We start from the raw sequence: 17,940 nt of genomic DNA, 5'->3' as shown, positions 1-17,940 counted from the left end.
GCTCCGGCCTGACTTTCGATTTACGGAGGACAGACCTGTCGCTTCGGCGGGCTCAAGTCAAGACCGCCCGCAGCGGCCGCCGCCAGATCACCGGGCCGATCCGGCTCGGATCAGACGAAAGGCTGAGGCCCTGACCCACCGCAGCCCCGCGCGGCGGGGCCAGAGCCGCCACCAGCGCCTGCGTATCCATCCCCGGCAGCGCCGCGAACGCGTCATAAAGCCGCTCTGCCCCCTGTGCCGCCACCGGGATCAGCAAAAGCTGCCCATCCTCCTGCTTCAGCCGCCACATCCGCTGGCCGTGCAGCACCATCAGCCGCAGTTCCTGCAGCTCGTCGAGCGAGACATAGCCGCCGAAATCCGGTCCCAGATAGCCGACCTGCCGCTCGTCCACCTCGACGATCCCGGGCGCCATGCCTTCCTGCGAGAACTGCATCCGCCGCCAGCCCATCACGGCCCAGACCGCCGCCAGCAGGATCACCAGCCCGCCCAGCGGAATCAGGAACCAGCCGCCCAGCCGGATCAGCCACAGCCCGGCCAGCGCCGCCCCGCCCGCCGCGAAGACCTCGCGCCAACGGTGCAGCGCCGCCCGCGCCTCGGGGCGCAGGAGGCTCATGAGATCACCTCGGGCGCGGCGAATTCCACCACGCCCATCGTGCCGCCGGGCTGGAAGCCGATGGCGCGATAGGCCCGGGCCGCCGCGGCATTGGCGGCAAACAGCACCCCGCGCTTCACCCCGCGCGCCCGCACCTCGGCCAGATGCAGCGCCACCGCGCGCCGCGCCAGCCCCTGCCCGCGCGTGCCGGGCGGGGTATAGACGCCGCCGACCTGCACCACTTCGGGCAGGATGGCGTTGAAGCCGGTCATCGCCACCGGCGCGCCCTGCCGCAGCAGGATGCGGTGCGACGACCGGGCGATGTAGCGCGCCAGATCCTCGCCCGCGCGCACCATCGCCTCCTCGGGCGGCATGCCGAAGATCTCGCCCAGATAGCCGGTGCGCCAGACCAGCGCCGTCTGCCGCCAGCTCTCGTCCAGTGGGACCAGCCTGAAACCCTCGGCCTCCGGCAGAACGAGCTCCGCCAGATCCAGCGTGAAGCCCGGCTCCTCGCCGATATGCCGCGGCTCGGGCAAGCCCAAGGCCTCGCGCAGCCGCAGCGCCTGCCCGTCGGGGCCGACCAGCGAGGCCACGCACCGCCCCATGAGCAGCCCGCGCACCCCGGCCCAGTCGAAACCGGGGGCCTGCGGCAAGAGGATGTCGTTGGCCGTCAGCATCAGCACGCCGCAGACGGCGCCCTCCCGCTCGCGCAGCCAGACCGACAGCCGCGCGCCTGTGCCCTCTGCCGCCAGCTGGGTCAGCGGGAACATCGACCCCGCCTCGTGCCGGGCCAGGAAATCCACCAGCGCCGCCTCGTCCCCGGTCTCCGCCGGGCGCAGGGTCACACCCAGTCTCCCAGCACCGACTGCCACAGCGTCAGCGCGGCGACCACCGCCGTATCCGCCCGCAGGATGCGCGGGCCAAGCGAGACCGGCACCACCTGTTCCATCCGCCGGAGCCGCGCCTGCTCGGCCTCGGCAAAGCCGCCCTCCGGTCCGATCAGCACCGCCCAGGGTCCCGGCGAGGGCGCCTTGGGCGCTTCCTCGAAGCCGCGCGGCTCGGTCTCGCCCGCGCCTGCCAGCAGCCCCGCCCGCGCGCCCAGCATGTTCTCGTCGCACCACATGATCCGCCGGTCGGCCGGCCAGTCGGCCAAAAGCCGGTCCAGCGCCACCAGGTCGCAGACCTCGGGCACGAAGGTGCCGCCGCATTGCTCGGCCGCCTCGACGGCATGGGCCTGCAAGCGGTCCTGCCGGATGCGTTCGGAATTGGTGAAGCGGGTCTGCACCGGCAGGATGCGCCGCACCCCCATCTCGGCCGCCTTCTCGACGATGAAATCGGTGCGCGCCTTCTTGATCGGCGCGAACATGAGCCAGAGATCGGGCGGCACCCGCAGCGGCGCAGTCTGCTCGGCGCAGACCAGAAGACCGCCGCGCTTGCCCGCCTCGGCCACCTCGGCGCGCCATTCGCCGTCGCGCCCGTTGAACACAAGAACGCCAGCCCCCTTGCCAAGCCGCATGACTCCGAACAGGTAATGGGCCTGTTCCTGCGTCAGCGGAACGGGTTGCCCCGCGCCGAGGGGCTGCTCTACAAACAATCTGATCTTTGCATCCGCCATGAGGGGCAACTTATGCACCAGCCGCCGCAAACGCCAGAGGCTGCCCTGCCGCCGCATGCGACAGGAACCGTCTCCGACGCGCCACCCGGCAACTGGGTCGACACGCTTGCCCCCGCCGCGACGCGCCCCTTCCTGCGCCTGTCGCGCGCCGACCGGCCGATCGGCACCTGGCTCCTGCTGCTCCCGTGCTTCTGGGGCGTGGCGCTGGCCGCCAATGCCGACCCGGCGGGCTTCCGGCCCCTGGATCTCTGGATCGTCCTCGGCTGCGCCATCGGCGCCTTCCTGATGCGCGGCGCGGGCTGCACCTGGAACGACATCACCGACCGCGAGTTCGACGCCGCCGTTGCCCGCACCCGCTCGCGCCCGATCCCCTCGGGGCAGGTCACGGCGAAACAGGCCGCGGTCTGGATGGTGGTGCAGGCGCTGATCGCGGCGCTGATCCTGTTCAGCTTCAACGCCATGGCCATCGGCCTCGGCATAGCCTCGCTGGCGCTGGTCTGCCTCTACCCCTTCGCCAAGCGCTTCACCTGGTGGCCGCAGGTCTTCCTCGGCCTCGCCTTCAACTGGGGCGCTCTCTTGGCCTGGGCCGCGCATACCGGCAGCCTCGGCTGGGCGCCGGTCTGGCTCTATGCGGCGGGCATCACCTGGACGCTGTTCTACGACACGATCTACGCCCATCAGGACAAGGACGACGACGCGCTGATCGGGGTGAAATCCACCGCGCGGCTGTTTGGCAGCAACACCCGGCCCTGGCTGCGCGGCTTCATGGTGGCGACGGTGCTCCTGATGACGCTGGCAGTGGTCCTTGCCCTGCCCGCCGACGCGCCGCTCCTGCAACTCCTGCTGGCGCTCGCCGGGGTCTGGGGGCTCGGCTGGCACATGGGTTGGCAGCTGGCCCGGCTCGACACCGAAGATCCGGCGCGCTGCCTGCAGCTCTTCCGCAGCAACCGCGACGCCGGGGCGATCCCTGCGCTGTTTCTTGCCGTCGCCGCCCTGGTCTGATTGCCCCACTGGTCCCGAACGCCTAAGCACAGGCCAAGCCTGTCAATGAAAGCCCTTTCTCTCATGCGACTGCCCCGTCTCGCCCTCGTCCCCGCCGTCTTCGCCGGAGCCGCCTTCGTCGCGGTCTTCGGCGCCGGCTGGGCCGCGACCGTGATCGAGAAACGCACCAGCGCCGTGGTCCACTCCGGCCTGCTCACCGCCGGGCTCACCTTCGCCGAGGTCGAGGCCGACGGCCTGCAGGTCTGGCTCAAGGGCACCGCCCCGAACGAGGCCGCCCGCTTCCGCGCGGTGAATGTCACCGGCAGCCTCGTCGATTCGGCCCGCATCCGCGACGCGCTGGAAGTGACACCGGTGCGCGCCATCGAGGCGCCGCGCTTCTCGGTCGAGATGCTGCGCAACGACGACGGCATCTCGCTGATCGGCCTGCTGCCGCAAAGCCCGCATGACGAGACCGAGCTGGCCGAGGCCGCGGCGGGGCTCGGGCGCGGCATGAACGTGGCCGACATGCTGGAGACCGCCGATTTCCCGCCGCCCGAAGGCTGGGACGCGGCGCTGGAATTCGGGCTTGCCGCGCTGAAGATCCTGCCCCGCTCCAAGATCTCGGTCTCGGCGGAGCGGGTGGCGATCACCGCCATCTCGGACAGCGAGGCGGAAAAGCAGAAGCTCGAAGGCCAGCTGAAACGCCTGACCCCGCAGGGCCTGCAGGTGCGCATGAACATCTCGGCGCCGCGCCCGGTGCTGACCCCCTTCACCCTGCGCTTCGTCATCGACGAGGACGGCCCGCGCTTCGACGCCTGTTCCGCCGATACCACCCGCGCCCGCGACCGGATCATCGCCGCGGGCCGCGCGGCAGGCGCCTCGGGCGAGGATGTCACCTGCACCGTCGGCCTCGGTGTGCCCTCCCCCCGCTGGGCCGAGGCGACCGAAGCCGCGATCAAGGGACTGGCCCAGCTGAAGGCCGGCTCGGTCACCTTCTCCGACGCCGACATCACCCTCCTCGGCTCGCCCGAGACGCCGCAGGCCGATTTCGACCGCGTCGTGGGCGAGCTGGAGGCGGCACTGCCCAAGGTCTTCTCGCTCTCGGCGACGCTGCCGCCGAAACCCACCGCCGCGGCGCAGGGCCCGGCAGAGTTCACCGCATCCCTCTCGCCGCAGGGGCAGGTGCAGCTGCGCGGCCGGCTGACCGACGAGATGCTGCGTTCGGCAGTCGACAGCTTTGCCCGCGCCCAGTTCGGCGCCTCCAAGGTCTATACCGCCACGAGGCTCGACCCCGAACTGCCGGACGGCTGGCCGAAGCGGGTGCTGGCGGGCATCGAATCGCTGGCGCAGCTGTCCTCGGGCAGCCTCGTGGTGCGGGCCGACACGGTGGAGGTCACCGGCGTCACCGGGTCACGTCAGGCCAGCGGGCGGATCTCGCAGGTGCTGGCCGACAAGCTCGGTCAGGGCCAGACCTACAAGGTCTCGGTCCGCTACGACGAGAAGCTCGACCCGACCGCCGCCCTGCCCACGCCGCAGGAATGCGCCAACCGGATCAACACGGTGCTGGCGAAAGAGAAGATCATCTTCACCCCCGGCTCCGCCGAGATCGACGCCTCGGTGCGCGACACGCTCGACGGGCTGGCCGAGGTGTTCCGCGAATGCCCCGACCTGAAGATGGAGATCGCCGGCCACACCGACAGCCAGGGCAGCGAGGGCGGCAACAAGGCGCTGAGCCAGGCCCGCGCCGAAGCCGTGGTGGTGGCGCTGCAGGGCCGCCGGGTCAAGATCGGCGGACTGACCGCCGTGGGCTATGGCGAAGCCAACCCGATCGCCGACAACGGCAGCGAGGAGGGCCGCGAGGCCAACCGCCGGATCGAATTCGTGCTGAAGGACGTGCCCGCCGCCGACCCCATCGCCCCGCCCCCGCCCGGCCAGAGCCTCGTGCCCGAGGCCGGAGCTGCCGAAGAGGGCGAGGCAACGCCCGCCGAGGCGGCAGCCGAGGCCGAGGGCCCCGACGCCGCCGCCGATGCCGCATCGGCGGAAGCCGAAGCGGACGAGGGCCCTTCCTTTGCGCCGCAGGAAATGACACTCCGGCCCAAGCGCCGCCCGGAAGCGGGCTGAGACCAGACAGCGACGGAACGCCATGAACCGCGAAGAATTCATCATCACCACGGCGATCATCCTGTTCGTCGCCTTTGGCCTCGGCTGGTTCGCCTGCTGGCTGGTCCACCGCTTCACCCGCATCGCCGGCGGCGAGATGGGCGAGGTCGACCGGCTGGCGCAATCGCTGCACGAGGCCGAGGAGGCCCGCGATCAGGCGGTGATCTATCTGGAGCAGCGCGAGGGCGAGCTGGCGACCCAGATCGCCCAGACCGAAGCCGAGCTGCGGGCCGCCATGGAAGGCCTGCGCGACGCCCGCCACGAGGCCGAAGAGATGCGCGCCTATATCGAGCGGATGCACTCGACCGGCTGAGGGCCGAAATTTCTGCGAAATTTCGGCGGGGGCTGTCTGCCCCCCAGCGCGGCCACGGGCCGCGCGTTCATCGCCGAAATCCGCCACTGGCGGATTTCACAAGGGCTCTTCACCCCCCGAGGATATTTTCGGACAGAAAATAGGGCCGCGGGTTTGCGGATGGCGGGCTGGTGGCGGTCGACTCGCGGTCAGGGTCCGAGCAGTGCGGTGGTCAGTGGGGAGTGGGGGTCCTCGAGCTCGTCGATCACGTCGAAGTGGTGCCGGCCGGGGGCAACCTGCCACGGGCAGGCCCATTCTTCCGACAGGAGCCGGGCCTGCCAGAGGAAGGCGGGGCGTTCCTGCTGGCCGACATGGACCGTCACCGCGCAGCCCGCGCGGCGGGTGCGGAGCGCCGGGCTTTCCGCCTCGGCCGCGGCGGGGTCGAGCTGCAGCAGATCGTTCATGCCCGTCAGCCGCAGCGGGCGCAGGTCGGCCAGCGGCGAGATCGGCACCGCCCGCCGCAGCCGTGCGGTGACGTCGGGCGGCAGGGCGACATCGGTGCAGGCCAGCCGCGCCGCCAGATGCCCGCCCGCCGAATGGCCGGTGACCGCGATCGGCCCCGGCACCAGCGCCGCCGCCGCCGCCAGCGCCAGCCCGGCCTCCAGAGTCATCGCGGCGACGCTCGCCTCGGGCGCCAGCGTATAGCCGGGCAGCGCCACGGCCCAGCCGCGCGCCAGGGGTCCGGCGGCCAGATGCGACCAGAGGCTGCGCTCGCCGGCGATCCAGTAGCCGCCGTGGAAGAACAGGGCGAGGCCCTGCGGCGCGCCCTCGGGCAGGAACAGGTCGAAGCGCTGCCGCGGCCCCGGCCCATAGGCCAGATCGAGCCTTGCCCGCGGCCCCAGCCCTGCGCGGAACGCCGCCGCTTTCGCCTCCCACCGGGCGAAATAGCCCTCCGCCCCGGGGATGAAGGCACCGTTCTGATAGGCGCGGTCCATCACGACCCGCTGTTCTTCCTCGCTTGAACTGGACATCCGCCCCCCTACCATGCTTTCCATGGTCATCCAGATGGCACGGCAACCCTGCCGGTGCAAACCGAACCCCCGAACCCGCACGAGGTCCAAATGCTCGATTCCGTCACCGATCTGCGTTCCCTGCTGAAGGATCCGTCGCTGCTCGAAACCCGCGCCTATGTCGCCGGCGAGTGGATCGCCGCCGATGACGGCAGCACCTTCGAGGTGCGAAACCCCGCCCGGGGCGACGTGATCTGCACCGTTCCCGATCTGGGCCGGGCCGAGACGGCGCGCGCCATCGCCGCCGCCGAGGTGGCGATGAAGGACTGGTCGGTGCACACCGCCAAGGAGCGCGCCAACATCCTGCGCGGCTGGTTCAACCTGATGATGGCCAATCAGGAGGATCTGGCCGCCATCCTCACCGCCGAGATGGGCAAGCCGCTGGCCGAGGCCAAGGGCGAGATCGCCTATGGCGCCTCCTTCATCGAATGGTTCGCCGAAGAGGCCAAGCGGATCTATGGCGAGACGATTCCGGGCCACATGCCCGACAAGCGCATCACCGTGCTGAAGCAGCCGATCGGCGTCGTCGGCTCGATCACGCCCTGGAACTTCCCCAATGCGATGATCACCCGCAAATGCGGCCCGGCGCTGGCGGCGGGTTGCGGCTTCGTCGCCCGGCCCGCGGCGGAAACCCCGCTCTCGGCGCTGGCCATGGCGGTGCTGGCCGAGCGCGCGGGTCTGCCCAAGGGCATCTTCTCGGTCGTGACCTCGATGAAATCCTCCGACATCGGCAAGGAATTCTGCGAGAACCCGATCGTGCGCAAGCTGACCTTCACCGGCTCGACCGAGGTGGGGCGCATCCTGCTGCGCCAGGCCGCCGATCAGGTGATGAAATGCTCGATGGAGCTGGGTGGCAATGCACCCTTCATCGTCTTCGACGACGCCGATCTCGATGCCGCCGTCGCCGGGGCCATGGCCTCGAAGTTCCGCAACAACGGCCAGACCTGCGTCTGCGCCAACCGGATCTACGTGCAGGCCGGGGTCTATGACGCCTTCGCCGAAAAGCTGGGCGCCGCGGTGGCCAAGCTGAAGGTCGGCGACGGGCTGACCCAGGGCACCGACACCGGGCCGCTGATCACCGAGAAGGCCGTGGCCAAGGTCGAGGATCACATCGCCGACGTGCTGGCCAAGGGTGGCCATGTGGTGACGGGCGGCAAGCGCCACAGCCTCGGCGGCTCGTTCTTCGAGCCCACCATCGTCACCGGCGTCACGCAGGACATGAAGGTTTCCACCGAGGAGACCTTCGGCCCGCTCGCTCCGCTGTTCAAGTTCGACACCGAGGAAGAGGCGATCGGCTATGCCAATGACACGATCTTCGGTCTGGCGAGCTATTTCTACGCCCGCGACATCGGCCGCATCACCCGGGTGCAGGAGCAGCTGGAATACGGCATCGTCGGCGTGAACACCGGCATCATCTCGACCGAGGTCGCGCCTTTCGGCGGGGTGAAGCAGTCGGGCCTCGGCCGCGAAGGCTCGCATCACGGGATCGAGGATTATCTCGAGCTGAAATACATCTGCCTGTCGATCTGACCGGGCAGCGGCCCGCAAGGGGGCGGCGGCGCAGGCTGCCGCCCTTTCCTTTGCTCAGGCCCCGGCCAGCAGTGCCTCGACCTGCGGCCAGAGCCGCTCCACCGCCGCCGCCGGCGGCAGCGCCAGAAACACCGCGTCACGCAGCCCCCAGGTGTAGATCGCGAAGACCGCCTCGATGGTCTGCGCCGGGGTGATCCGCTTCAGTTCGACGCCTTCCAGCATCCCCGCCAGCAAGGCCAGCGCCACGTCGCGCTCCGCCCGGTTCTCGGCCTCGGCCTCGGCGCTCCACACCCAGGAGTTCGCCTGCATCACCGCCAGGAGCCGCGGCTCCGACAGGTCGCGGTCGGCCCAGAGCTGCAGCACCCGGCGCAGCCGCTCTGCGATGCTGCCCTCGCCCTCGACGATCTGCCGCGTCGCCGCGATCTGCGGCCCGTTGCTCTCGCGCACCAGCGCATAGAGCAGCCCGGCCTTGCCCTCGAAATAGGCGTTGATCAGCGTATGCGACACGCCCGCCCGCCGCCCGATCTCGGTCACCGAGACGTTGTCGTAGCCGCGTTCGGAAAACAGCACCCGCGCGGCGTCCAGAAGCGCGTCGCGGGTCTGTTGCTTCTGGGCATCGCGGGTGCTGCGACCGGCGTCGGAGAGGGCGTAACTGCGTGGCATGAGGCAGATCTGACGTTCCCGATGAAAATGTCAATGACAAGATCTTGAATCTCGCCTTCGTATTCTCATTTACATTCTTGTTGAAAGTTTAATCGTAATGGGATCGGGTGAAAGGACAGAGGTCATGCCCAGCAAGGACAAGGATGCCGACGACAGACAGGCCCGCCTGCGCATCGTCGAGGAGATCTACTTTCTGGCGGACATGCTGGTGTCCTGGGATCCAAACGGACCCGAGGGCGAGGCAGTGCGGGAAGAGGCGCGGCAGAAGCTTTCGGCGCTCCTGGAGCGGCTGGCCGATCCGCCGGAGGAGTGAGTGTTGCTGCATCCCCCGTGCATGCGATGTGCATCGGTTGCACGGGCCGCTTTTCCATCTGTCGCCGCACCTTCCGCGCCAAGGATTGCCCCGCGGCGCGCGTCCCACTATCCGTGATGCTGATGCCGACGCCCGACGAGACCCTCGCCACAGCCGCCGCCAGCGGCGACCGCAGCGCCTTCGCGACGCTGCTCGAGCGGCATTATGACCGGGTGTTCCGGCTGGCTTGGCGGCTTACCGGCAGCCGGGCCGAGGCCGAGGATCTGACGCAGGACATCTGCGCCGCCCTGCCGTCCAAGCTGCGCGGCTGGCGCGGCGAGGCGCGCTTCACCACGTGGCTCTACCGGGTCACGGTGAATGCGACGCATGACCAGCGGCGGCGGCAGGCGGTGCGCAGCAAGGCTGCAAACGGTTGGGGCGATTGGGAAATCGCCCGTCAGGAAGAGATGGCCGAGGCCCGCGCGGCGCAGGATTGGCTGCTGGCCGCGATGGCCAGCCTCTCGCCCGAGCTGCGCGATACCGTGGCGCTGACCCTGGGCGAGGAGATGACGCAGGGCGAGGCCGCGGCGGTGCTGGGCATCTCCGAAGGCACGGTGGCCTGGCGCATGTCGGAAGTGAAGAAACGCCTGCGGGCGCTGGCTGTGAAGGAGGCAGGGGAATGACCGACGAGCTCGACGCCCTGAAATCCGCCCTGACTCCGCCCCCCGCCCCCCCCGAAGCCCGCGCCCGCGCGCTGGCTCTGGCGATGGAGAACTTCGACCGGCTCCAGGAATCGACCGACCCGCAGCGTCCCATTCAGGACCGTCCCCAGCGCGCAGGGGTCCTGAACGGCGTGCGCAAGATCCTGATTTCGTTCAACTCCCGCGCCTTTCTCGGCGCCACGACCTCCGCGGTCGCCGTCTGTCTCGGCCTCGTCCTGATCGTCCCGCCGAGCGACATGCCTCCCTCCCCCGGCGCCCAGCCGGAGATCCTGCGCCGCATGGCTCCTCCCGCCGATGAGGCCGCCGAGATCGCCGCCGACGCCCCGGCGCCCGCACCCGTGGAAGGCATTGCTCCTCAATCCAAACTCGCCGCGCCCGAGATGACCAGCGCCGCGCCGATGGCTGATGCCCTTCCCTCCGCCGACGGCGAGAGCTTCGCCACGGCCGAGGCCAACCCGCTGAAAGTCACCGCCGAAGAGCCGGTTTCGACCTTCTCCGCCGATGTGGATACCGCGAGCTATGCCCTCGTCCGCTCCAGCCTGACGTCCGGCAGCCTGCCGCCGAAGGCGGCGGTGCGGGTGGAGGAGATGGTGAACTACTTCCCCTACGCCTACCCCGCTCCGGAGGGCGATGCCCCCTTCGCCAGCACGGTCAGCGTCATGCCAACCCCGTGGAATCCGGGCACGAAGCTCGTCTCCATCGGGGTGCAGGGCCGCCTGCCCGCGCTCGCCGATCGCCCGCCGCTGAACCTCGTCTTCCTGATCGACACCTCCGGCTCGATGCAGGACGCAAACAAGCTGCCGCTGCTGAAGCAGTCGCTCCGCCTGATGCTGCCGAGCCTGCGACCCGAGGATCAGCTGGCCATCGTCGCCTATGCCGGATCGGCGGGCGAGGTGCTGCCGCCCACCCCGGCGGCCGAGCGCGACAGCATCATGGCGGCGCTCGACCGGCTGGAGGCGGGCGGGGCGACCAATGGGGCCGAAGGGCTGGAGCTGGCCTATCGCAGCGCCCGGGCGATGACGGCGGAGGGCGAGATCGTCCGGGTGATCCTCGCCACCGACGGCGATTTCAACATGGGTCTCTCCGACCCGGCGGGGCTGGAACAGTATATTTCACGGCAACGGGAGAGCGGCACCTACCTGTCGGTGCTGGGTTTCGGGCGCGGCACGCTGGACGATGCGACGATGCAGGCGCTGGCGCAATCCGGCAACGGGCAGGCCGCCTATATCGACACGCTCTCCGAGGCGCGGAAGGTGCTGGTGGACCAGCTGTCTGGCACGCTGTTTCCCATCGCCGACGACGTGAAGCTGCAGGTCGAGTGGAACCCGGCGACCGTCGCGGAATACCGGCTGATCGGCTACGAAACCCGGGCGCTGCGGCGGGAGGAGTTCAACAACGACAAGGTGGATGCGGGCGAGATCGGCGCGGGCCATCAGGTGACGGCGCTCTACGAGATCACCCCGGTGGGCAGCGATGCCCGGCTGACCGACCCCCTGCGCTACGGCGCTGAGCCTGCGGCGGACGGCAGCGGCGAGCTCGGCTTCCTGCGGCTGCGCTACAAGGCGCCGGGCGAGGCCGCCTCGCAGCTGATGGAAACACCGATCCTGCCCGGGACGGCCGCGGCCTCCGACGATGCCCGCTTCGCCGCCGCCATCGCGGGCTTCGGGCAATTGCTGACCGGAGCGCCCTATCTGGGCGATTGGAGCTGGCCGCAGGCGGTCGAGCTGGCGACCGGGGCGCGGGGCGAGGACCGCTTCGGCTACCGTGCCGAGGCAATCGGGCTGATGCGGCTGGCCGAGGCGCTGAGCCGCTGACATGCGAAGGGGCGCGCCGGTCCGGCGCGCCCCCTGTCGTTCCGGTACGAAGATCAGGCTTCGACCGGCTCCTGCACGGCGTCGATGGCCTTCGTCTCGGCGGCAGCACCGCGCGCGATCTCGATCCGGCGGGGCTTCAGCGCCTCGGGGGTCTCGCGCACGAGGTCGATGTGCAGCATCCCGTGCTCATGCACCGCGCCGGTCACACGCACATGATCGGCAAGCGCGAAGCGCCGCTCGAAGGCGCGGGTGGCGATGCCGCGATGCAGGTAGGAGCGGTCGGCCTCGTCCGCGGCCTTGCGGGCGCCGACATGCAGAGCACCGTCCTTCACCTCGACGGCAAGCTCATCGGGCGTGAAGCCGGCGACGGCGATCGAGATACGGTAGGAGCTGTCGGCGGTCTTTTCGATATTGTAGGGCGGATAGGTGGGCTGGGCGACGTCATTCGTCAGCACGCGGTCCATCAGATCGGCAATGCGGTCGAACCCGACCGTGGCACGGTAAAGCGGTGCGAAATCATAGGTACGCATGGTCATCCTCCAAGAAGCGATGTTGGTCTGCCCGCCCTCATCGGGCCGGGCATTCTGGCAACCGGACCCATTGTGGCGCCCGATGAGGATGATTTGGGAAGCCGCCCGCGGCCTGTCAAGACCCGCTCAGGGCGTCTCGGGCCGCACGAATTTCGCGCCTCCGGCCATGCCGCCCGACAGGAGCCGCACGTTGGGAACGCTGCGCCGGAGACCGCCGTCTTCGACATCGAGCTCGGCCAGCACATCGGCCAGCGGGTCTTCCAGCGCGGTGCCCAGAGCCACCTTGCGCCCCTCGACATCGGCCTTGGCCGAGACCACCGACACCACCTGCGCCACCCCGCCATGCATGGCGAAGATCGGCGCGCCGCTGGAGCCGTAGTCGACGTTGCACGACAGCACCAGAACCGTCGGCTGGCGGCCCAGCACATGGCAGACCTCCTGCAGCGAGGGCACTTCCGAGCGGTCCTGCGCATAGGAGACCACGCCCACCTCGTCGCCGGTCTGGGGCCGCGTGCCGGTGGCGAAGGGGGTGATCGAGGGCTGGCGGATCGGCTGGTCCAGCTCCAGCACGGCGATATCGAACTCGACCCGGTCGATCTTCTCCAGCCCGCCGAAGACATATTCCGGATGGGCCACCGCGCGGCGCACATGACGATAGGCCTCGGCCCGCCCGTTGCGCCAGCCGGCGAGAAACTGGATCTCCGCTGTCTCGACCCGCGCGCCGCTGTCCTTGTCGAAGAGGCAATGCGCCGCCGTCAGCACCAGCTGCGGCCCGATCAGCGTGCCGGTGCAGAAGCCCTTCTTCCCCAGCAGGATCTTGCCCACCGCGTTCCAGCCTCGGCTGTCGTCACTGGTCTGCAAGCCCCGCAGCGGGCTTTCCTGAGCGATCCCCGGGGCGGCCAGCAACAGCAGAAGGGCGATCAGGGTCAGGCGCATGGGGTCTCCGTTCGACGGACCCCCGGCTAGCGCGGCCATGCGGCGGATTTATGGCCCGTCGTTGCCCACATCCAGCCGGTGCGGCTTCGGCCCGCCCGTCGCCCAGTCCAGAAGCTCCACCGTATGCACGACCGGCACGCCGGTGCCAGAGCCGATCTGCATGATGCAGCCGATATTTCCGGCCGAGATGACATCGGGCCGCTTCGCCTCCAGCGTCTCGACCTTGCGCTGTTTCAGCTCGGCAGAGATCTCGGGATGCAACAGGTTGTAGGTGCCCGCCGAACCGCAGCAGAGATGCGGGTCGGTCGGCTCGACCACGGTGAAGCCCGCGCGCTTCAGCAGATCCTTCGGCGTGGTGCGGATCTTCTGGCCATGCTGCAGCGAGCAGGCCGAGTGATAGGCGACGCGGATGCCTTTCGCCTCCCCCTCCGGCAGGTCGAGCCGCTCCAAGAGTTCGGTCACATCGAGCGCCATGGCCGAGACCTCGGCAGCCTCCGCCGCCAGCGGATCGTTGCGGAAGATATGGCCGTAATCCTTCACCGTGGTGCCGCAGCCGCTGGTGTTGATGACGATGGCGTCGAGCCCGCCCGCCCGCTTCTCGGCGATCCAGCCGCGGATGTTGCGCGCGGCGAGCCCGTGGCTCTGCTCGGCCCGGCCCATGTGATGCGTCAGTGCCCCGCAGCAGCCCATGTCCTCCGGGATCACCACCTCGCAGCCGAAGCGCCGGAGCAGCCGGATCGTCGCATCGTTGATGTCGGTATCCAGCGCCCGCTGCGCGCAGCCGGTCAGCAGCGCCACCCGCAGCTTCTTCGGCCCCGTCGCGGCAAACACCTGCGGCGCATCGTTCGGGCTCGGCTTCGGGATGTGGTGCGGCGCCAGCTGCAGCATCGCCTTCAGCCGAGCGTCGGGCATCAGCCGGGCGAAGGGCCGCCCCAGTTGCGCCGCCTTCAGCGCCCAGCGGAAGCGGCTGGGATAGGGCAGAAGCTGGGCAATGACCCAGCGCAGCACCCGCTCCGGCAGGGGGCGCTTGTAGGTCTTCTCGATATGGTCGCGGGCATGGTCGAGCAGATGCGCGTAATGCACGCCCGAGGGGCAGGTGGTCATGCAGGCGAGGCAGCCGAGACAGCGGTCGATGTGCTTGACCGTCTTGGCATCGGCGGGCCGCCCGGCCTCCAACATGTCCTTGATCAGGTAGATCCGCCCGCGCGGACTGTCGAGCTCGTCGCCCAGAACCTGATAGGTCGGGCAGGTCGCCGTGCAGAAGCCGCAATGCACGCAGGCGCGCAGGATCTCGTTCGACCGGGCGATGCCCGGGTCCTGCAGCTGTTCGGGGGTGAAGGTGGTCTGCATCGCGGCCTCGCCGTTCAGGCCATCAGGCCGGGATTGAGAATGCCGCGCGGGTCGAACTTCGCCCGAAGCCCGGCGGAAAGCGCAGCCAGCGGGGCGGGCTGCGGCTGGAAGGTCGGAAGGCGGCGGCGCGTCTCGCCACTGGCGCGGACCAGCGTCGCATGGCCCTTCAGCGCGGGCAGCCGGGCGCGCAGATCGGCCCCCTCCTCCACCAGCGCCCAGATAAGCCCGCCACCCCAGTCGAGCAGCACCTCCGCCGCCATCAGCGCCACCAGTCCCGGCGCATCCGAGGGCTTCACCGACAGCCGCCAGACATCGCCCGCCCTGCCGTGGAACGGCTTCACGTCGCGGATCGCCGCCCAGGGCGAGGCGACAGGCGCCACCGCGCCGAAGGGCGCAAGCAGCCTGGCCAGCCTCTCGGCGCGATAATCCACCGAGGCCGAGAAGCCCTCGAGCCGGAGATAGGTGCCGCGCCCCGGCCAATGCGCCGCGCCGGTCACGTCGAAGGGCGAGCCGAGGGCCGCTGCCATCGCCTCCACCGCGCGGCTGTGCGACAGCCCCTCCAGCGCCAGCGTCGCCTCGGCCTCGGGCACCGGCAGAAGCTTGAAGGCCACCTCACTCAGCACCCCCAGCGTGCCGTGGCTGCCGGCCATCAGCTTGACCAGATCATAGCCGGTGACGTTCTTCATCACCCGCCCGCCGTTCTTCACCACAACTCCCTCGCCGGTGACGAAGCGCACCCCGATCAGGCTGTCGCGGCAGGCCCCCGCCTGCACCCGGCGCGGGCCCGAGGCATTGGCCGCCACCACCCCGCCCAGCGTCGAGCGCCCCTCGCGGCCCAGCAGCCCGCGCATGTCCGGAACCTCGAAGGGCAGCCGCTGCCCCTGCCCCGCGATGGTCGTCTCGACGAGGCTCAGCGAGGTCCCCGCCCCGGCCACCAAAGTCAACGCGCCCGGCTCGTAGAGCGAGATGCCCGCCAGCGCCGTGGTGTCGAGGATCTCGCCCCCCGCCCCGCCGAAGCCCCGCGTGCCGCCGCCGACGATCCGCAGCGGCCCCGTCGCCCCCCGCACCGCCTCGGCCAGTTCACTCTCGCTAGCAGGTCGCATTCCGCCCCTTCATTTTCTGTCCAAAAATATCCTCGGGGGTCCGGGGGCAGACAGCCCCCGGCGCTCTCAACCCGCGCGCCGCCCTTCGGTCACGCGCAACGGAAACACCTTGGCCGGGTTCAAGAGCCACGCCGGGTCGAACACATCCTTCACCCGCAGTTGCGCCTCGAGATCGGCGTCGGTGAACTGCACCGTCATCAGGTCGCGCTTCTCGATCCCGACGCCATGCTCGCCGGTCAGACAGCCGCCGACCTCGACGCAGAGCTTCAGGATCTCGGCCCCCAGCGCCTCGCAGCGCTGCAGGTCGCCGGGCTTGTTAGCGTCGAACAGGATCAGCGGATGCATGTTGCCATCGCCGGCGTGGAACACGTTGGCCACCTCGAGCCCCGCCTCGGCGGAGAGCTCGCCGATGCGGCGCAGCACATGCGGCAGTTCGGTCACGGGGATGGTGCCGTCGAGACACATGTAATCGTTGATCTGCCCCATCGCCCCGAAGGCCGATTTGCGCCCGAGCCAGATCTTCTTCGCCTCCTCCTCGCTGCGGCTCTCGCGGATCTCCACCGGATTGTGGCGCCGGGCGATCCCGGCGATCAGCGCCAGCTGGGCGTCGATCTCGGCGGGCGCGCCCTCGACCTCGATGATCAGCAGCGCTTCGCAATCGGGGTAGCCGGCATGGGCGAAGGCCTCGCAGGCGCGGATGCAGGGGCGGTCCATGAATTCGATCGCCACCGGCAGCACGCCCGCCTTGATGATGTCGGAAACGCAGGCCCCGGCCACCTCGTTGCTGTCGAAGGCGATCAGCACCGGCCGCGCGCCCTCGGGCATGGGCAGGATGCGCAGCGTGGCTTCGGTCACCACGCCCAGTTGCCCTTCCGAGCCGCAGATCACCCCCAGAAGGTCCAGCCCCTCCGGGTCCAGATGCGCGCCGCCGATCTCCAGCACCGTGCCGTCCATCTGCACCAGCGTGACGCCCAGCAGGTTGTTGGTGGTGACGCCGTATTTCAGGCAATGCGCCCCGCCCGAGTTCATCGCGATATTGCCGGCGATGGCGCAGGCGAGCTGGCTCGACGGGTCGGGCGCGTAGAAGAAGCCATCCGCCTCCACCGCGCCGGTGACGCTGAGGTTGGTGCGCCCCGACTGCACCCGGATGAAGCGGTTGTCGTAATCGGTCTCCAGCACCCGGTTCATCCGCGCAACGCCGAGGATCACGCAATCCGCCGTCGGCAGCGCGCCCCCCGCGAGGGAGGTGCCCGAGCCGCGCGGCACCACCGGCACGCCCTCGGCATGGCAGATGCGCAGCACGGCCGAGACCTCGGCGGTCGTGCGCGGCAGCACGGCGGCCAGCGGCGGGCAGCGATAGGCGGTCAGCGCATCGCATTCATAGGCGCGGGTCTCGGCCTCCTCGTGGATCACCGCATCCTTGGGCAGCACGCCCAGCAGGCGTTCGACGATGCGGGCCTTGCGGGCAAGGACCGAAGGGTTCGGCATCGGCATGTCCATGAGCGGGCCCTCCAAGGTGGTAAACTAATATAACCAATCGCGCAGGCTGGCAAGGAATCTTCGCAGGGTCTATGGTCGGGCCATGACATTGATCCCCCTCCTGACGCTGCCCAGCACGCTCGACTACACGGCCATCGGCCTCCTGTTCCTCGCCTGGGCCGGGACCGGCTGGATCGTCGAGCATCCGCCCGCGTCGCGCCCTTCGGTGACGACGCTGATGGTGGCGTTCCGCCGGAGCTGGATGCAGGAATTCGTGCTGCGCAATCCGCGGCTCTTCGATGCGGCGGTGATCAACAGCCTGCGGCAGGGCACGGCCTTCTTCGCCTCGGCCTGCATGATCGCCATCGGCGGCGGCGCGGCGCTGATCGGCAATCCCGAGCGGCTCAGCGGGCTGGCGAGCGATCTCACCTTGCCTGCCGAAACCAGCATGCTGGAGCTGAAGGTGCTGCTGGTGCTGTTCTTCGTCGGCGCGGCCTTCCTGAAGTTCGTCTGGGCGCATCGGCTCTTCGGCTATTGCGAAATCCTGATGGCCGCCGTGCCGAACGACCCCGACGATCCCGAGGCCTATCCGCGGGCGGCGCAGGCGGCGGGGATCAACATCACCGCGGCGCGCAGCTTCAACCGCGGGCTGCGGGCGGTTTTCTTCGCCATGGCGGCGCTCGGCTGGCTGCTGGGCGGTCTGGCGCTGATGCTGACGACGCTGGCCACCATCAGCGTGATCCTGCGGGCCGAGTTCGCCTCGGCCTCGCGCGAGGTCATCATGGGGCGCGACCCCGGTCGGCGCTGAGCC

The 17,940-nt window shown here is 69.8% G+C and carries 18 protein-coding genes; 8 read left to right on the top strand and 10 right to left on the bottom strand.

The annotated features are described in order from the left end of the window. Window positions 1-52: 52 nt before the first annotated feature. Genes AC3A5Z_RS00475 through AC3A5Z_RS00465 form a run of 3 tightly spaced genes read right to left on the bottom strand, consistent with a single transcriptional unit; the run spans window position 53 to window position 2,207 of the window. Window positions 53-613 (bottom strand): hypothetical protein, encoded by a 561-nt coding sequence (locus tag AC3A5Z_RS00475; protein WP_487517465.1) that lies wholly within the window; start codon window positions 611-613, stop codon window positions 53-55. Further along, window positions 610-1,437 carry a GNAT family N-acetyltransferase gene (locus AC3A5Z_RS00470; RefSeq protein ID WP_487517464.1) on the bottom strand — a complete coding sequence of 276 codons (828 nt, stop codon included), beginning with the start codon at window positions 1,435-1,437 and terminating at the stop codon, window positions 610-612. Before AC3A5Z_RS00470 ends, AC3A5Z_RS00475 begins: the two co-directional genes overlap by 4 nt. Further along, a complete protein-coding gene (locus AC3A5Z_RS00465; RefSeq protein ID WP_487517463.1) occupies window positions 1,434-2,207 on the bottom strand; it encodes a 16S rRNA (uracil(1498)-N(3))-methyltransferase in 774 nt (257 codons plus the stop codon). The genes AC3A5Z_RS00470 and AC3A5Z_RS00465 overlap by 4 nt, the downstream gene beginning before the upstream one ends. A gap of 12 nt (window positions 2,208-2,219) precedes the next feature. Here AC3A5Z_RS00465 and ubiA point away from each other — a divergent pair, with 12 nt between their 5' ends. The 3 genes from ubiA (at window position 2,220) to AC3A5Z_RS00450 (ending at window position 5,661) form a co-directional block, all read left to right on the top strand. Then, window positions 2,220-3,209, top strand: coding sequence for a 4-hydroxybenzoate octaprenyltransferase (ubiA, locus tag AC3A5Z_RS00460; protein WP_487517462.1), 990 nt, complete (start codon window positions 2,220-2,222; stop codon window positions 3,207-3,209). A gap of 63 nt (window positions 3,210-3,272) precedes the next feature. Beyond that, complete coding sequence (locus AC3A5Z_RS00455) at window positions 3,273-5,309, top strand: OmpA family protein (RefSeq protein WP_487517461.1); 2,037 nt, start codon at window positions 3,273-3,275, stop codon at window positions 5,307-5,309. A gap of 22 nt (window positions 5,310-5,331) precedes the next feature. Beyond that, window positions 5,332-5,661: a hypothetical protein gene (locus AC3A5Z_RS00450; protein WP_107663882.1), complete on the top strand. Its 330-nt coding sequence runs from the start codon at window positions 5,332-5,334 to the stop codon at window positions 5,659-5,661. 188 nt (window positions 5,662-5,849) lie between these two features. On the opposite strand, the gene AC3A5Z_RS00445 is transcribed toward AC3A5Z_RS00450, so the two are convergent. Further along, window positions 5,850-6,671, bottom strand: coding sequence for an alpha/beta hydrolase (locus AC3A5Z_RS00445; RefSeq protein ID WP_487517460.1), 822 nt, complete (start codon window positions 6,669-6,671; stop codon window positions 5,850-5,852). 90 nt (window positions 6,672-6,761) lie between these two features. On the opposite strand from AC3A5Z_RS00445, the gene AC3A5Z_RS00440 reads away from it, so the two are divergent. Then, window positions 6,762-8,240 carry an NAD-dependent succinate-semialdehyde dehydrogenase gene (locus AC3A5Z_RS00440; protein ID WP_487517459.1) on the top strand — a complete coding sequence of 493 codons (1,479 nt, stop codon included), beginning with the start codon at window positions 6,762-6,764 and terminating at the stop codon, window positions 8,238-8,240. Window positions 8,241-8,294: 54 nt separating this feature from the next. On the opposite strand, the gene AC3A5Z_RS00435 is transcribed toward AC3A5Z_RS00440, so the two are convergent. Then, the gene (locus AC3A5Z_RS00435; protein ID WP_487517458.1) at window positions 8,295-8,903 is read right to left on the bottom strand and encodes a TetR/AcrR family transcriptional regulator; all 609 of its coding nucleotides are present in this window, start codon (window positions 8,901-8,903) and stop codon (window positions 8,295-8,297) included. Window positions 8,904-9,027: 124 nt separating this feature from the next. On the opposite strand from AC3A5Z_RS00435, the gene AC3A5Z_RS00430 reads away from it, so the two are divergent. The 3 genes from AC3A5Z_RS00430 to AC3A5Z_RS00420 all read left to right on the top strand — a co-directional run bounded on the left by AC3A5Z_RS00430 (window position 9,028) and on the right by AC3A5Z_RS00420 (window position 11,731). Then, window positions 9,028-9,216, top strand: a complete 189-nt coding sequence (locus tag AC3A5Z_RS00430; protein ID WP_487517457.1) for a hypothetical protein — start codon at window positions 9,028-9,030, stop codon at window positions 9,214-9,216. Window positions 9,217-9,338: 122 nt separating this feature from the next. Next, complete coding sequence (locus AC3A5Z_RS00425) at window positions 9,339-9,878, top strand: RNA polymerase sigma factor (RefSeq protein ID WP_487517456.1); 540 nt, start codon at window positions 9,339-9,341, stop codon at window positions 9,876-9,878. Next, window positions 9,875-11,731 carry a vWA domain-containing protein gene (locus tag AC3A5Z_RS00420; protein ID WP_487517455.1) on the top strand — a complete coding sequence of 619 codons (1,857 nt, stop codon included), beginning with the start codon at window positions 9,875-9,877 and terminating at the stop codon, window positions 11,729-11,731. Before AC3A5Z_RS00425 ends, AC3A5Z_RS00420 begins: the two co-directional genes overlap by 4 nt. A gap of 53 nt (window positions 11,732-11,784) precedes the next feature. Here AC3A5Z_RS00420 and AC3A5Z_RS00415 read toward each other — a convergent pair whose 3' ends face one another. The 5 genes from AC3A5Z_RS00415 to AC3A5Z_RS00395 form a co-directional block, all read right to left on the bottom strand. Further along, a complete protein-coding gene (locus tag AC3A5Z_RS00415) occupies window positions 11,785-12,261 on the bottom strand; it encodes an Hsp20 family protein (protein ID WP_487517454.1) in 477 nt (158 codons plus the stop codon). A gap of 126 nt (window positions 12,262-12,387) precedes the next feature. After that, the gene (locus AC3A5Z_RS00410) at window positions 12,388-13,197 is read right to left on the bottom strand and encodes a trypsin-like serine peptidase (protein ID WP_487517453.1); all 810 of its coding nucleotides are present in this window, start codon (window positions 13,195-13,197) and stop codon (window positions 12,388-12,390) included. Window positions 13,198-13,245: 48 nt separating this feature from the next. After that, window positions 13,246-14,547, bottom strand: coding sequence for a glycolate oxidase subunit GlcF (gene glcF / locus AC3A5Z_RS00405; RefSeq protein ID WP_487517452.1), 1,302 nt, complete (start codon window positions 14,545-14,547; stop codon window positions 13,246-13,248). Between the two features lie 14 nt (window positions 14,548-14,561). Then, window positions 14,562-15,650 (bottom strand): FAD-binding protein, encoded by a 1,089-nt coding sequence (locus tag AC3A5Z_RS00400; RefSeq protein WP_487517451.1) that lies wholly within the window; start codon window positions 15,648-15,650, stop codon window positions 14,562-14,564. Between the two features lie 66 nt (window positions 15,651-15,716). Continuing rightward, window positions 15,717-17,150, bottom strand: a complete 1,434-nt coding sequence (locus AC3A5Z_RS00395) for an FAD-linked oxidase C-terminal domain-containing protein (RefSeq protein ID WP_487517450.1) — start codon at window positions 17,148-17,150, stop codon at window positions 15,717-15,719. An 82-nt stretch (window positions 17,151-17,232) separates the two neighbouring features. On the opposite strand from AC3A5Z_RS00395, the gene AC3A5Z_RS00390 reads away from it, so the two are divergent. Further along, window positions 17,233-17,937, top strand: a complete 705-nt coding sequence (locus AC3A5Z_RS00390; protein ID WP_487517449.1) for a DUF599 domain-containing protein — start codon at window positions 17,233-17,235, stop codon at window positions 17,935-17,937. The last annotated feature ends 3 nt before the right edge of the window (window positions 17,938-17,940 follow it).

Source organism: Cereibacter sp. Soil_C_27 (assembly GCF_057657095.1).
The sequence above is the reverse complement of the archived record's forward strand: the minus strand, read 5'-3'. Positions and strand labels throughout refer to the sequence as shown.

Bases quoted from the DNA above. Each gene is read 5' to 3' on its own strand.
- AC3A5Z_RS00475 (WP_487517465.1), bottom strand. From the start codon at position 613: ATGAGCCTCCTGCGCCCCGAGGCGCGGGCGGCGCTGCACCGTTGGCGC.
- AC3A5Z_RS00465 (WP_487517463.1), bottom strand. From the start codon at position 2,207: ATGGCGGATGCAAAGATCAGATTGTTTGTAGAGCAGCCCCTCGGCGCG.
- ubiA (WP_487517462.1), top strand. From the start codon at position 2,220: ATGCACCAGCCGCCGCAAACGCCAGAGGCTGCCCTGCCGCCGCATGCG.
- AC3A5Z_RS00455 (WP_487517461.1), top strand. From the start codon at position 3,273: ATGCGACTGCCCCGTCTCGCCCTCGTCCCCGCCGTCTTCGCCGGAGCC.
- AC3A5Z_RS00450 (WP_107663882.1), top strand. From the start codon at position 5,332: ATGAACCGCGAAGAATTCATCATCACCACGGCGATCATCCTGTTCGTC.
- AC3A5Z_RS00445 (WP_487517460.1), bottom strand. From the start codon at position 6,671: ATGTCCAGTTCAAGCGAGGAAGAACAGCGGGTCGTGATGGACCGCGCC.
- AC3A5Z_RS00440 (WP_487517459.1), top strand. From the start codon at position 6,762: ATGCTCGATTCCGTCACCGATCTGCGTTCCCTGCTGAAGGATCCGTCG.
- AC3A5Z_RS00435 (WP_487517458.1), bottom strand. From the start codon at position 8,903: ATGCCACGCAGTTACGCCCTCTCCGACGCCGGTCGCAGCACCCGCGAT.
- AC3A5Z_RS00430 (WP_487517457.1), top strand. From the start codon at position 9,028: ATGCCCAGCAAGGACAAGGATGCCGACGACAGACAGGCCCGCCTGCGC.
- AC3A5Z_RS00425 (WP_487517456.1), top strand. From the start codon at position 9,339: ATGCCGACGCCCGACGAGACCCTCGCCACAGCCGCCGCCAGCGGCGAC.
- AC3A5Z_RS00420 (WP_487517455.1), top strand. From the start codon at position 9,875: ATGACCGACGAGCTCGACGCCCTGAAATCCGCCCTGACTCCGCCCCCC.
- AC3A5Z_RS00415 (WP_487517454.1), bottom strand. From the start codon at position 12,261: ATGCGTACCTATGATTTCGCACCGCTTTACCGTGCCACGGTCGGGTTC.
- AC3A5Z_RS00410 (WP_487517453.1), bottom strand. From the start codon at position 13,197: ATGCGCCTGACCCTGATCGCCCTTCTGCTGTTGCTGGCCGCCCCGGGG.
- glcF (WP_487517452.1), bottom strand. From the start codon at position 14,547: ATGCAGACCACCTTCACCCCCGAACAGCTGCAGGACCCGGGCATCGCC.
- AC3A5Z_RS00400 (WP_487517451.1), bottom strand. From the start codon at position 15,650: ATGCGACCTGCTAGCGAGAGTGAACTGGCCGAGGCGGTGCGGGGGGCG.
- AC3A5Z_RS00395 (WP_487517450.1), bottom strand. From the start codon at position 17,150: ATGGACATGCCGATGCCGAACCCTTCGGTCCTTGCCCGCAAGGCCCGC.
- AC3A5Z_RS00390 (WP_487517449.1), top strand. From the start codon at position 17,233: ATGACATTGATCCCCCTCCTGACGCTGCCCAGCACGCTCGACTACACG.